At 36.8% G+C, this 13,236-nt stretch carries 12 protein-coding genes and 2 pseudogenes; 5 read left to right on the top strand and 9 right to left on the bottom strand.

Features of this window, described 5'->3' with window-relative positions; all coding sequences use genetic code 11:
- Nucleotides 1-108 precede the first annotated feature (108 nt).
- The 3 genes and pseudogenes from bamD (at nucleotide 109) to AC01GB_RS08250 (ending at nucleotide 2,387) form a co-directional block, all read left to right on the top strand.
- On the top strand, nucleotides 109-840 hold the full coding sequence (bamD, locus tag AC01GB_RS08260; protein ID WP_474452357.1) for an outer membrane protein assembly factor BamD: 732 nt from the start codon (nucleotides 109-111) through the stop codon (nucleotides 838-840).
- Nucleotides 841-1,147: 307 nt separating this feature from the next.
- Nucleotides 1,148-1,477, top strand: a complete 330-nt coding sequence (gene hpf, locus AC01GB_RS08255) for a ribosome hibernation-promoting factor, HPF/YfiA family (protein WP_474451425.1) — start codon at nucleotides 1,148-1,150, stop codon at nucleotides 1,475-1,477.
- Nucleotides 1,478-1,723: 246 nt separating this feature from the next.
- Nucleotides 1,724-2,387 (top strand): annotated as a pseudogene (locus tag AC01GB_RS08250) (chorismate mutase).
- A 48-nt stretch (nucleotides 2,388-2,435) separates the two neighbouring features.
- On the opposite strand, the gene tyrA reads toward AC01GB_RS08250, so the two are convergent.
- From tyrA to ffh, 7 genes are all read right to left on the bottom strand, one after another.
- On the bottom strand, nucleotides 2,436-3,554 hold the full coding sequence (gene tyrA, locus AC01GB_RS08245; RefSeq protein ID WP_474451424.1) for a bifunctional chorismate mutase/prephenate dehydrogenase: 1,119 nt from the start codon (nucleotides 3,552-3,554) through the stop codon (nucleotides 2,436-2,438).
- A gap of 14 nt (nucleotides 3,555-3,568) precedes the next feature.
- Entirely contained in the window at nucleotides 3,569-4,663 is a 1,095-nt protein-coding gene (locus tag AC01GB_RS08240) for a 3-deoxy-7-phosphoheptulonate synthase (protein ID WP_474451423.1), read from the bottom strand.
- A gap of 412 nt (nucleotides 4,664-5,075) precedes the next feature.
- Nucleotides 5,076-5,429 carry a 50S ribosomal protein L19 gene (gene rplS / locus AC01GB_RS08235; RefSeq protein WP_032115480.1) on the bottom strand — a complete coding sequence of 118 codons (354 nt, stop codon included), beginning with the start codon at nucleotides 5,427-5,429 and terminating at the stop codon, nucleotides 5,076-5,078.
- Between the two features lie 56 nt (nucleotides 5,430-5,485).
- A complete protein-coding gene (gene trmD / locus AC01GB_RS08230) occupies nucleotides 5,486-6,241 on the bottom strand; it encodes a tRNA (guanosine(37)-N1)-methyltransferase TrmD (protein WP_474451422.1) in 756 nt (251 codons plus the stop codon).
- A 34-nt stretch (nucleotides 6,242-6,275) separates the two neighbouring features.
- Nucleotides 6,276-6,824, bottom strand: coding sequence for a ribosome maturation factor RimM (gene rimM, locus AC01GB_RS08225; RefSeq protein ID WP_474451420.1), 549 nt, complete (start codon nucleotides 6,822-6,824; stop codon nucleotides 6,276-6,278).
- A gap of 15 nt (nucleotides 6,825-6,839) precedes the next feature.
- A complete protein-coding gene (gene rpsP, locus AC01GB_RS08220) occupies nucleotides 6,840-7,088 on the bottom strand; it encodes a 30S ribosomal protein S16 (RefSeq protein ID WP_474451419.1) in 249 nt (82 codons plus the stop codon).
- Nucleotides 7,089-7,226: 138 nt separating this feature from the next.
- Nucleotides 7,227-8,588: a signal recognition particle protein gene (gene ffh, locus AC01GB_RS08215; protein WP_474451418.1), complete on the bottom strand. Its 1,362-nt coding sequence runs from the start codon at nucleotides 8,586-8,588 to the stop codon at nucleotides 7,227-7,229.
- Nucleotides 8,589-8,766: 178 nt separating this feature from the next.
- Here ffh and AC01GB_RS08210 point away from each other — a divergent pair, with 178 nt between their 5' ends.
- Together AC01GB_RS08210 and AC01GB_RS08205 are read left to right on the top strand one after the other, a co-directional pair.
- Nucleotides 8,767-9,555 (top strand): cytochrome C assembly family protein, encoded by a 789-nt coding sequence (locus tag AC01GB_RS08210; RefSeq protein ID WP_474451417.1) that lies wholly within the window; start codon nucleotides 8,767-8,769, stop codon nucleotides 9,553-9,555.
- A gap of 50 nt (nucleotides 9,556-9,605) precedes the next feature.
- Nucleotides 9,606-10,898 (top strand): CNNM domain-containing protein, encoded by a 1,293-nt coding sequence (locus tag AC01GB_RS08205; protein WP_474451416.1) that lies wholly within the window; start codon nucleotides 9,606-9,608, stop codon nucleotides 10,896-10,898.
- Nucleotides 10,899-10,929: 31 nt separating this feature from the next.
- Here AC01GB_RS08205 and luxS read toward each other — a convergent pair.
- Together luxS and gshA are read right to left on the bottom strand one after the other, a co-directional pair.
- Nucleotides 10,930-11,445: pseudogene (gene luxS / locus AC01GB_RS08200) on the bottom strand (S-ribosylhomocysteine lyase).
- Nucleotides 11,446-11,597: 152 nt separating this feature from the next.
- A complete protein-coding gene (gshA, locus tag AC01GB_RS08195; RefSeq protein WP_474451415.1) occupies nucleotides 11,598-13,157 on the bottom strand; it encodes a glutamate--cysteine ligase in 1,560 nt (519 codons plus the stop codon).
- Nucleotides 13,158-13,236 lie beyond the last annotated feature (79 nt).

Below are 13,236 nucleotides of genomic sequence, written 5' to 3'. Positions count from 1 at the left end.
TTTTGACGACAGTGCCATTTTAATTAAAATATGTGCTATTGTAACTCATATTCCGTTAGGGGCTTTATGGAGATCGCCCCAAAAACATTCAGAGGAAATAACCACGTGATTAGAAGTATAAAATATCTGCTGGCAGCAGCCACATTAAGTTTACTTGTTACCGGATGCTCCAGCAATAAGGATACTTTACCAGAAAGCTCTCCCACTGATATCTATACCAGCAGTCAAGAGAAACTACAAAACGGTAATTATAAAGGGGCAATTAAATTATTGGAAACCCTTGATAATCGTTATCCATTTGGGCCTTATGCCCAACAGGCTCAATTGGATATGATTTATGCCTACTATAAATCAGCGGAGCCGCCATTAGCGATAGCAACCATTGACCGATTTATTCGCTTGAATCCAACACATCCCAATATTGACTATGTTTTGTATATGCGCGGTCTTACAGCACAAGCGTTAGACGATAGTGCTCTACAAGATTTTTTTGGTATTGATCGCTCAGATCGCGATCCTCAACATGCAATTGTAGCCTTTAGAGACTTTAGCCAGTTGGTTCGTTTTTATCCAAATAGTCTGTATGCAACAGATGCTAGCAAACGTTTAGCCTTCCTAAAAGAGCGTTTAGCAAAATATGAGCTGGCTATTATTAAATATTATAATAAACGTGGTGCTTATGTTGCTGTTATTAATCGCACTGAACAGATGCTAAAAAATTATCCCGATACCCAGTCAACACGCAATGCATTAAAATACATGGAAATAGCCTATAATAAGTTGGGTTTAACACAGGAAAAAAATAAGGTTGCAGAATTAATCGCAGCTAACCCTGCCTAGAGGCGAAATAATCGTTAGAAGCTATTGATTAAAAACAGCAAAGCTATTTTGCTGTTTTTAACTTTAATAGTAAAAAGAGTTTTAGCCAGATGTTAAATTTTTAAACCGATAAAAATAGCACAATCAAGTAATAATTCAAAAAAACCAGTATCTTATGCAAGTAGCAAGCATCTTTTTTTGATAATGCATCACAATCTCACGATTACTTTAACTAGAGACCAAATAAAACCGATCAATATCACTTTTTTTCTATTAATTATCGCTATTCTGAAAATATCCATAACTCAATGACAAGTGAGGTAGCGATATGATAGTTAGTATAACAAGCAAATGCATAGAAATTACACCTGCTATACGTCACCACATTGAAGAACGTTTGAATAAACTTAGCAAATGGCAAGTTTCTTTAATTAATCCTCACATTGTGCTGTCAAAAAAGCCTCAAGAGTTTATTGTCGACGCCAATATTCACACACCTAATGGAAAATTATTTGCAAGCGCAAAACATAGTAATTTTTATATTGCAACCAATGAATTAATAACTAAACTTGAGAAACAACTTAATAAGCGTCAACATAAAAATGAGGCCAGGCGTGCTTATCCAGCCGCAAAAGAGATAGATCTTGCCGCCTTGTAATAACCTTTTCGCCATTTAATCTTTCTCCAAGAGCACTTTTAATAGTGCGTTTTTTATTATGTTATTTGTTTTGCCTAACATAAAAATAAGCTTCATAATTAATACTGATTGAAAACAGGATTAATAATTAAGCTTAATCGTTATACTCACTGAATTTTTGTTGGCTTCTTGATAATTATCAGAAAGGCGTTTTTTTATTATCATTAATCGCCCAAAAATAAAAAAATACAACCAGAGAAAATCATTATGGATAATAAATCTAATCTATTAAATACGCAGAAAAAAATAAATGAACTTGATAGTTTGTTATTAAATTTACTGGCGGAAAGACATCATTTAGCAACTAATATCGCTGACGCTAAATTAAAAATAAATCAGCCTATTAATGAGGCAAACGATGAACAGCAATTACTAAATAGATTAATCGCTGAAGGGAAAAACAAGGTCTAGATAGCTTTTATATCACGCGGCTTTTTCAAACAATCAATCAAGATTTCGTGTTAACGCAGCAGGCTGTTTTCAGCAACACTTAAATCCGCTACCAAATAATTCTGGCCGAATTGCTTTTTTAGGCCCTAATGGATCCTATTCTCATCTTGCAGCACGTCAATATTCAGCCCACCATTTTAGCCAATCAATTGAATGTAGTTGTGATAAATTCGAAGATATCTTTGCTTTAGTCGATGCATAATTAGTATTGAAAGAACATAATATTGTTATGAGTAAATTAGAATCTCGCCCTATCGATAACAAGCCATGGGAAGAAATGTTTTACATTGATGTACAAGCAAACTTACGCTCATCAGATATGCAACATGCTTTAGAAAAGTTAACTGCAATGACACGCTCAATAAAAATTTTAGGCTGCTATCCAGCTGATAATTTAGCATCTACCGGTGTTGCTAACTAAAAAACCGGTTGTATACCCGGTTTTTTTAAAAGTATTAATAACAGTAAATTAACGGCTAATATCATTAGCTTGTTGTAATAATGTATTACTTTCTTGCATGAACCGTTTAGCATCTTGACCAAACCATTGGCTAATTCTCTCAAATTGAGAAATAAACTCTTCCTTATCTTTCTCTTTAAGCAATCCAACAGAATGACCAAAACTTTGGTAATATTTAGCAATTAAATCAATGTTTTGATCGGATGCCATAATATCTGCATAAAGCTGTGGATCCTGAGCAAACAGACGTCCAACCATTGCTAACTCTAATCGATAAATAGGCGATGAAAGGGTTAACAATTGTTGCAGATCGACTTTTTGTTCTGATAAATATCGTCCATAAGCAAAAGTAGTAAAATGACGAAGTGCCTGGAGAAATCCCATACATTTATCATGTTCTACAGCATTAATTTTATGTAATCTGGCTCCCCAAACAGTCAATTGTTCTAATAACCATTGGTATGCTTGTGGATTTCTCCCTTCACAATAAATAATAACCTGTTTAGCAATACTATTTACATCTGAGCCAAACATGGGATGTAAGCCAACAACAGACCCATTATGCACTGATAACATAGCTTCAAGCGGTTGCTGCTTAATAGAAGAGATATCCATCAATAATGTATCTTCAGACAATTTTGGCAATTTATGGATAACTTCTAGCGTTGAGTGAATGGGAACACTAATCATTACTACCGCCGCATTAGCCAATAATTCATCAGCTCTATCCCAATCTTGTTCGCTCAAACTATAAACTTCATAGCCCGAGAGTCTAAATAAGCGACTAAATAATTTTCCCATCCGACCTTGGCCGCCTACAATGATAATCGGCCCTAGATCAGCATTTAATTTTTTAAATCCTTGATTATTTTCATGTAGGTAAGATTCTCTCATAATGCGGCGTAAGATATCTTCAATCAGATCAGGAGCAATACCTATTTTTTCCGCTTCTTTGCGACGCGCCTCCAACATTGAAGCCTCACGCTCTGACACATAGATAGGTAACCCTTGTTGGCTTTTTACTTCACCAACTGCCGTCACTAATTGCATTCTTTTTGCTAATAAAGCTAGTAATGATTTATCGATTTCATCAATTTGTTGACGTAATTGTAATAATTCTGCTGACATCAATTTACCTTGAATTAACTTGCTCTTTCTAGGGCCTTAATACGCTCTTTAAGTAGTAAACGAATTTTAGTATGTAATTTTCTTAATACTGCCTCTGTTGTTTCCCAACTAATACAAGCATCAGTGACAGAAACACCATATTTCATTTTAGAACGTAATTGCTCTGAAGATTGACCTCCTTCATTAATATGGCTTTCCAGCATCATACCGGTAATTGACCGATTACCATTTGTAATTTGTTCAATAATAGATTCAACAACCTGCGGTTGACGGCGAAAATCTTTTTGGGAATTACCATGGCTACAATCAATCATTAAAGAGGGTGATAAATTAGCATTGCGCATCTGTATTTCACAATTTGCAATATCTTGCACACTGTAATTTGGCTTTTCTCCTCCTCTTAAAATGATATGACCATCAGGGTTACCTTGCGTTTGTAATAAACAAACCTGACCTGATTGATTGATACCCACAAACCGATGTGGCATTGCAGCAGCTTTCATTGCATTAATTGCTGTAACTAAATTACCATCAGTACCATTTTTAAAACCAACCGGCATGGAGAGTCCTGAAGCCATTTCACGATGTGTTTGCGATTCAGTTGTTCTAGCACCTACAGCGGACCAACTAAATAAATCACCTAAATATTGTGGGCTATTTGGATCAAGTGCTTCTGTCGCTAATGGCAATTCCATATCGACAAGCGATAATAGTAGTTTACGTGCGATATGTAGTCCTTTTTCCATATCAAAAGAACCATCCATCATCGGATCGCTAATCAGACCTTTCCAGCCCGTAGTGGTGCGTGGTTTTTCAAAATAAACCCGCATGACAATATATAAACTATCACTCAGTTCGATTGCTAACTGCTTTAAGCGATGAGCATATTCCAGCGCTACATCCACATCATGGATAGAACAGGGGCCACAAATGACTAACAACCGTGGATCACGATGCTGAATAATATCAGCAATAATTCGGCGAGATTGACTAATTATTTGCTGGTTATTATGATCCAATGGATAATATTTTTTAAGCTCTTTCGGTGTAATTAAAATTTGTTCATCAGAAATATTAACATTATTAAGCTCATCTTTTTGCATGATCATTATTTTTACCTGTTTAACTTTTTTCCTACATTGCATTACACCGATTTGAAATTCGGCTATACCATAACACGAACTGTAAATAATACAATCCAATGGCGCCGACACATAGTAACATTTACTTTACTAACAAAATAAAACAGAAAAAAAACACATAATCGAATGAAAATAAACAAAAAAATTTACACCTCAAATAAAGAAAAATATTTTTTCGTTTATAAAAAATTACACAAAAGATCTAATAAAAATAAAAACGAATAATGCAATAAGCTGAAAATAGCTAATAAAAAAACTCGCAAAAATTGCGAGCTTTTTAGATTTTTAGATTTTTAGATTTTTAGATTTTTAGATTTTTAGATTTTTAGATTTTTAGATTTTTAGATTTTTAGATTTTTAGGATGAAGCGAAAAGCGAATTATTTAGTGTTCAAGCGCTCTTTAATACGAGCTGCTTTACCAGAACGCTCTCGCAGGTAGTACAATTTAGCTCTGCGAACAGCACCACAACGTTTAACTGTGATACTGTCGATAACTGGTGAATGTGTCTGGAATACACGCTCAACACCCTCACCATTAGAAATTTTACGAACAGTAAATGCTGAATGCAAACCGCGGTTACGAATAGCGATAACCACGCCCTCGAATGCCTGCAAACGTCTTTTAGAACCTTCAACCACCCATACCTTAACTTCTACGGTATCTCCTGGACGGAATGAAGGGATATTTTGCTTCATTTGCTCTTCTTCAAGCTGTTTAATAATGTTGCTCATAATTACTCTCTTACCCTAGGTGAACTGATATATACAAGACAGTGTGATACAATGTCTCAATTAATACGTTGCTGTTCTTCATATTCCTGTTGGAATTCTGCCAACAACATTCTCTGCTCGTCAGTCAGAGCTAGGCTTGTTAGAAGTTCAGGTCTTCTAAGCCAAGTTCGGCCTAGTGACTGTTTTCTTCTCCAACGCTCTATTTCAGCATGGTTGCCCGACAATAAGATACTCGGAACTTCCATACCTTCTAACACCTCAGGACGGGTATAGTGAGGACAATCAAGTAACCCAGTCATGAAAGAATCTTCTTCCGCTGATGCATGATGCCCTAATACACCAGGAATAAACCGGGAAATTGAATCGATCATTACCATTGCTGGTAATTCTCCTCCGCTAAGAACATAATCACCAATTGACCATTCTTCATCAATTTCAGTTTCAATGATCCGTTCATCAATACCTTCATATCGACCACAAACCAAAATAAGCTTTTTATTTGCCGTCAATTGGCAAACACCTTGCTGATTAAGTTTGCGTCCCTGTGGTGAAAGATAAATTACTTTAGCATCTTCACCGATCTCAGACTTTGCTGCATGAATGGCATCTCTAAGAGGTTGTACCATCATCAACATACCTGGACCACCGCCATAAGTGCGATCATCTACAGTACGGTGCCTGTCGTGAGTATAATCTCGCGGATCCCAACACTGTATATTCAATAGGCCATTTTTTACTGCACGACCTATCACTCCATACTCGGTTATTGCGCGAAACATTTCAGGAAACAGGCTAATAATCCCAATCCACATCTTGCGTTCCACTCATAAAACCTTCAATCGGCGTTTAAAATCCAGGATCCCAATCTACTTCAATTGTCTTAGTAGTAAGATCAACGTTTTTGATCACCTGTTCATCAAGAAACGGTATTAGCCGTTCTTTAGTACCGAATGCATCTTTCAGATTTGCCTTGATTACCAGTACATCATTTGAGCCTGTTTCCATTAAATCCTGAACATAGCCCAAACTATAAGCTTTAGTAGTTATGACCTGGCAACCAATCAGATCCTTCCAATAATACTCATTACCTTCAAGTATAGGTAGTTGTGCTGAATCGACGATAATTTCGCAATTAGCCATTGAATTAGCATCACTTCTATCATCAATATGCTTTATTTTGATGATAATATCTTGGTTATGATGTTTCCAACCTTCTAATTCCAGTTGTTGCCACTGACCTGAACGTTGAATAAACCAAGGCTGATACTCAAAAATATCTTCGGTATATTCGGTGGATGAAAAAACTCTGAGCCAACCACGAATGCCATGCGCAGAGCCTAATTTTCCTAACACAATAGGATTAACAGGGATCTTAAGGCAAACTTCTTTGCTCACCACCACCGTAGTAAATTAAGCTGCTTTTTTTGCTTGTTTGATCAGTGTCGAAACACAATCAGAAACTGATGCACCCAAATCAACCCAATGTTCAACACGATCTAAATCTAGACGCAACTCTTCTGCATTACCTGATGCGATAGGGTTAAAAAAGCCTATACGCTCAATAAAGCGACCATCACGTGCATTACGGCTATCTGTGACAACGATTTGATAAAACGGACGCTTCTTTGCGCCACCACGAGCTAAACGAATTGTTACCATAACATCCTCATTAGTTAACAAAACAACGAGACCCTATCGAGGAATAGAGTCTCGTTGTATATAAAAAGCCCCAAGATTCTACTCTTTTTAAGATAAAAAGCAATCAAAAGTACGAATTGTTTATTTAATCCCTGGTTATTAACCGCCAGGGAAACCCGGTGGCATCATACCTTTCATCCCACGCATCATCTTAGCCAACCCGCCTTTTTTCATTTTCTTCATCATGCGCTGCATATCATCAAACTGTTTAAGTAGTCGATTAACATCCTGTACCTGTGTGCCAGAGCCGGCTGCAATACGCCGCTTGCGTGATCCCTTAATAATCTCTGGTTTTTGTCGTTCTTTAGTGGTCATCGAGCTAATAATCGCTTCCATTCTAACCAACACTTTATCATCCATTTGTGACTTAACCGCATCAGGAACTTGCGATATGCCTGGCATTTTACTTAACATACTCGCCATACCACCCATATCTCGCATCTGTTTAAGCTGCTCAAGAAAATCATTTAAATCAAAACTATTCCCTTTTTTAAGTTTATGAGCAAGCTTCTCCGCCTTTTCACGGTCAACTTTGCTTTCTATCTCTTCAATCAGTGATAAGACATCTCCCATACCAAGGATACGAGAGGCAATCCTGTCAGGATAAAAAGGCTCTAAGCCATCAATTTTCTCGCCTATACCCAAAAATTTAATCGGTTTACCTGTAATATGGCGGATTGATAATGCGGCACCACCACGAGCATCACCATCAATTTTCGTTAATATAATACCGGTTAATGGCAACATTTCATTAAAAGACTTAGCAGTGTTAGCGGCATCTTGCCCGGTCATCGCATCAACGATAAATAGGGTTTCAATTGGATTAATAGTGCGATGGATTGCCTGAATTTCTTCCATCATGGCTTCATCAACATGCAGACGACCAGCAGTATCGATGATTAGCACATCATAAAATTTTAATTTTGCATGTTGTAGCACATTAGTCGCAATTTCAACGGGTTTCTCGCTGGCAGTTGATGGAAAAAAATCAATCCCGACTGTTTGAGTGAGTGTTTCTAATTGCTTAATAGCCGCAGGACGATAAATATCAGCAGAAACCACTAAAACTTTTTTCTTCTGTTTTTCTTTTAATAATTTGCCTAATTTAGCCACAGTGGTGGTTTTACCCGCACCTTGCAAGCCGGCCATAAGAATAACAGCGGGAGGTTGTACCGCTAAATTTAAAGCACTGTTCTCCTCGCCCATCGCTTTAATGAGCTCATTTTGCACAATTTTAACGAATTCTTGGCCTGGTGTTAGGCTTTTATTGACATCTTGACCTACTGCACTTTCTTTTACCGATTGAATAAATTCGCGTACGACTGGCAAAGCAACATCAGCTTCTAATAACGCCATGCGAACTTCACGTAATGTTTCTTTAATATTGTCATCAGTCAATCTTCCACGGCCACTAATATTGCGCAATGTACGCGAAAGTCTGTCAGTTAAATTATCAAACATGTGCTTAACTCAATTCTGTTAAAGGGATCTGCTGTTAGTTAATTTTTATTATAACACGATGATAATTCAATCTCTGCATCGAGTTTCATAAGAATAGTGAACAACTGTTGGAGGCAATGCTGGCAAACGCTATACTAACTAACTCACATTTAATAAATTAGCTAACAAATAAAATATTATGCCAGTATTCGCTATTATCGCCATTAGTACCTATTTTTTGAGCGTGATACTCATCATGCCAGCTTTGGCTGGTAAACAAAAACTTTATGCCAGGCTGACACTCATATTAGCGGTTATTGCTCTGGTGAGTCATGGTATCGCATTAAAAACATTGATCTTTGTTAGCGGGGGTCAGAATTTAACTTTATTAAACTTAGGCGCTATCGTCAGTTTGTTAATCAGTATCATTATGACCATTGTTGCCTTTAACGACCGCGCCTGGTTCCTGCTACCAATCGTTTATAGTTTGTCTATTATCAACTTACTATTAGCAACCATTAAGTCCGGTGAGTTTATTATCCACTTAGAAGCAAGTGTGGCGACTTTTATTCATATCGGGCTAGCATTATTAGGCTATGCAACCCTGATAATTGCCTCTTTATATGCCCTACAGTTAGCTTTATTAGACTATCAATTAAAAAATAAAAAATTAATATTTACACCTGATATGCCACCATTAATGGTTATTGAACGTAAAATGTTCCACATTATACAAGTTGGGGTCATTTTACTGACACTCACCCTCGGGACAGGAATGATGTTTATGGATAATGTTTTTAATAAAGAAAACATCCATAAAGCTATTTTATCTATTTGTGCTTGGGTTATTTACATTATTTTGTTATGGGGTCACTTTCATCACGGATGGCGCGGTAGAAGGGTGATTGTTTTTAATCTGATTGGCGCATTTATTTTAACATTGGCTTTTTTTGGTAATCGATTACTACAACATGTAATCGTCATTTAATTTTTTAGACTATTTTATGATTAACTAATGAACAACATAGGAATTTTACCTTGGAGCAGGTCTCAACAAGTACTTTAATCATCATACTTATTGTCATGATTATCTTATCAGCCTATTTTTCTGCCTCAGAAACAGGAATGATGACCCTTAATCGATATCGATTACGCCATTTAGCCAAACATGGCCATCAAGCTGCTCGTCGCGTTGAATCACTATTAAAACAACCAGATCACCTAATCAGTGTTATTTTGATTGGTAATAATCTGATTAATATATTGGCCTCATCGTTAGCAACTATTGTTGGTATGAGGCTTTATGGTGATGTTGGTGTTGCCATCGCTACTGGTATCTTAACTTTTGTGATCCTGGTTTTTGCTGAAGTGCTACCAAAGACAATGGCAGCACTCTATCCAGAAAAAGTGGCTTTTCCTAGCTGTCTTCTACTTAAACCGCTACAGAAATTGATGTTACCCATTGTTTGGTTATTTAACACCATCACCCTTATGTTTATGCGTTTCTTTGGTATTAAAGCACCCATTATTAGCAGTGATGCGATTAGCAAAGATGAATTGCGTACGATTGTTAATGAATCCAAAAGTAAACTTTCTCGCCGTAATCAGGATATGTTGATCTCAATCTTAGATTTAGAAAAAGTTACTGTAGGCGACATTATGGTTCCTCGCAATGAAATCGTTGGGATTGACGTTAATACCGAATGGAAATCGATTATCCGCCAATTAACTCATTCACCACACGGTCGAATTGTTCTTTACCGAGATACCCTTGATGATATTATCGGCATGTTACGTGTTCGTGAAGCCTATCGACTAATGGTCGAAAAGAAAGAATTTAACAAGCAAAATCTAATCAGAGCTGCGGATAAAATTTATTTTATTCCAGAGAGTACGCCATTAAATACACAGCTAATAAAATTTCAACGTAATAATGAAAAAGTAGGTATTATTGTTGATGAATATGGTGATATTCAAGGGCTGGTAACAGTAGAAGATATTCTTGAAGAGATTGTTGGTGATTTTACCACCTCAATGTCTCCCAGTTTAGCTGAGGAAGCTTTACCACAAACCGATGGTTCTGTATTAATTGATGGTACTGCTAATATACGAGAAATCAATAAAGCTTTTGATTGGCACTTACCGGTTGACGGCGCCAGAACTATCAATGGTCTGTTATTAGAAGAGCTAGGTGACATTCCAATGCTAAATACTGAAATCTTAATAGGTAAGTACCGTTTTATAGTATTAGCTATCAATGGCAACGTGATTAAACAAGTTAGAGCAATGCCGATTGACCTGCCCTTTACGATAGAACAAAAACCATCCTAGCTATCATTTTAGCCGCTTTTTATAGGCTATTTTATGATGATAATTGCGTTAACTTTTCTTTCGATAACATTAGTTCGTTATTTTTATTAACCACAATGCCACTTTCAATCACATTGCGAGCAATTTGCTGAGCTTCAACTAAAGAGTGCATTTCATAAGTACCACACTGATATTTATTTAACTCAGGTATTTGATTCTGAGCCGTCACTTTAAGTACATCTTGCATAGCCATTTTCCAGGCATCAGCAACAGATTATTCATTAGGCTGGCCGATTAAACTCATATAAAATCCTGTACGACAGCCCATCGGTGAAATATCAATAATCTCTACATCGCTACTATTGAGGTGATCACGCATAAAACCGGCAAATAAATGTTCTAATGTATGGATGCCTTTCTCCGTTAATAGCTGTTTGTTTGGCACACAAAAACGAAGATCAAATACCGTGATCGCATCACCATGAGGAGTCTTCATCGTTTTAGCAATACGCACAACAGGTGCTTTCATCTGGGTATGATCAACCATAAAACTATCAAGTAATGGCATTACTGTGATCTCCAAAAAATTAATTTTTTACAAAATAAATGGAACTTCCTTTCATATCGCAAGTCTTACTTAAGCAAGACGCGAAAATTGTTATCATCCTATTCTCTAAGAGATTTTATTTTGGCCACTTTGAAGTGGCCATTTCTTTATTCTTACCCAATATGGGCCTTTAAGTAACGCTCAAAACTTATTTTATCCGTTTGTTCAATTGCAAACTGTTCGCTAATCGAGGTGTGACGAACATTAGCAAACTCAGTTTCAGTAATCACTTCATAAGGTTCATTACTTAATTGTTGATGATAGGTCTTAGCCAATTGCAAACCATATTGACTAATACTTTGTTCAATCATCGGGGATAATATTTGGCCAGAATAAGTAAGATCTGGATTTTCAAACATTGCCATCAATTGAGAGCAAATTTCACGATATCGTGTATTGCCACTAACATCTAACGCATCAGCAACTCTAATTAAATCATCAAATAATATCTGCCCTACCTCTTTTAAAGGTCTCATTGACTCACCACAACCCACACCGATTATTTGTCCAGGTTTACGACCCTCAAGGATCACTCGATTCCAATTCGTGCGACAACAATTTAATTCTCTTTCATCCATCACAGGCGAATCCGCTAATACACACCAGATTAAAAAAAGATCAAGAAAATGGATTTGCGCTTCATCAATACCAATGGCAGTAAATGGGTTAATATCCAAAGTTCTAACTTCAATATATTCGATTCCTCTGTTTAACAGTGCATCGGATAGCGACTCATCACCAATAAGCACTCGTTTGGGTCGAATCGGCGCATATAACTCATTTTCAATTTGTAAAATATTGGTATTCAGTTGCAAATGTTTACCATCTTTATTGTATATACCTAATTTTGTAAACTCGGGAGAAGGCTGTTTTATTGCTTGCTTAAGACCAGTAACATAAGTCGTTAGATCATTAAAGGTGATTTTCAGATCACTTTGGGATTTGTTGGTATATCCCAAATCACTCATTCGTAGCGATGTGGCATAAGGGAGATAATAGGTTCCTTTAGCTGTCTTCTCAAAAGGAAGATGCCTGGCATTTCCATGCAAAAAAGAACCACAAATTGCAGGCGAGGCGCCAAATAAATAGGGGATAACCCAACCAAAGCCATAATAATTACGAATGAGTCGAAAGTAACCAGCAGAAATTTCATCCTTACCACTTTCGGCATCCTTAACACCAACCAACGCTTGCCAAAATTCAATCGGTAAAGAAAAATTATAATGGATCCCTGCAATTGTTTGCATTAACGCCCCATAACGATTCTTTAATCCTTCCCGATATAAAGTTTTAAAACGACCAATATTAGAAACACCATATTGAGCCAGTTTAATGTTATCTTGGCTCTCTATAAAACAAGGCATACTTAGTGGCCACATCAATTCATGATCAAGATGACGTGCCGTATAACGATGTAAATCTCTTAAAAATGCTAGAACGTGCCCAATATTATTATCAACTGGGGTGATGAATTCCAACAAAGCTTCAGCAAAGTCAGTCGTGATCCATGGATGAGTTAACGCTTTCCCTAAACTATCAGGGTGAAGAGACTTAGCCAGTCCGCCTGTTGGTGTAATTCTCAGTGTTTCACGTTCAATACCTCGACGAAGACCATGTAAAATATTAGGACGTGCCTCTAACCATGATAGCGCTTTTGATACATTCGGGATCAAATTGCCCTCCCGTTATCCGTTCGTTATTTTTACTTTCAAAAAAGTTACTTTAGCGTAAATAATTAAAATTGTCGCCGTC

This window comes from Candidatus Arsenophonus phytopathogenicus, assembly GCF_056113345.1.
The sequence above is the reverse complement of the archived record's forward strand: the minus strand, read 5'-3'. Positions and strand labels throughout refer to the sequence as shown.

Coding starts and splice junctions, on each gene's coding strand:
- rplS (WP_032115480.1), bottom strand. CDS start 5,429: ATGAGCAACATTATTAAACAGCTTGAAGAAGAGCAAATGAAGCAAAAT.
- ffh (WP_474451418.1), bottom strand. CDS start 8,588: ATGTTTGATAATTTAACTGACAGACTTTCGCGTACATTGCGCAATATT.
- tyrA (WP_474451424.1), bottom strand. CDS start 3,554: ATGTCAGCAGAATTATTACAATTACGTCAACAAATTGATGAAATCGAT.
- hpf (WP_474451425.1), top strand. CDS start 1,148: ATGATAGTTAGTATAACAAGCAAATGCATAGAAATTACACCTGCTATA.
- trmD (WP_474451422.1), bottom strand. CDS start 6,241: ATGTGGATTGGGATTATTAGCCTGTTTCCTGAAATGTTTCGCGCAATA.
- AC01GB_RS08210 (WP_474451417.1), top strand. CDS start 8,767: ATGCCAGTATTCGCTATTATCGCCATTAGTACCTATTTTTTGAGCGTG.
- rpsP (WP_474451419.1), bottom strand. CDS start 7,088: ATGGTAACAATTCGTTTAGCTCGTGGTGGCGCAAAGAAGCGTCCGTTT.
- AC01GB_RS08240 (WP_474451423.1), bottom strand. CDS start 4,663: ATGATCATGCAAAAAGATGAGCTTAATAATGTTAATATTTCTGATGAA.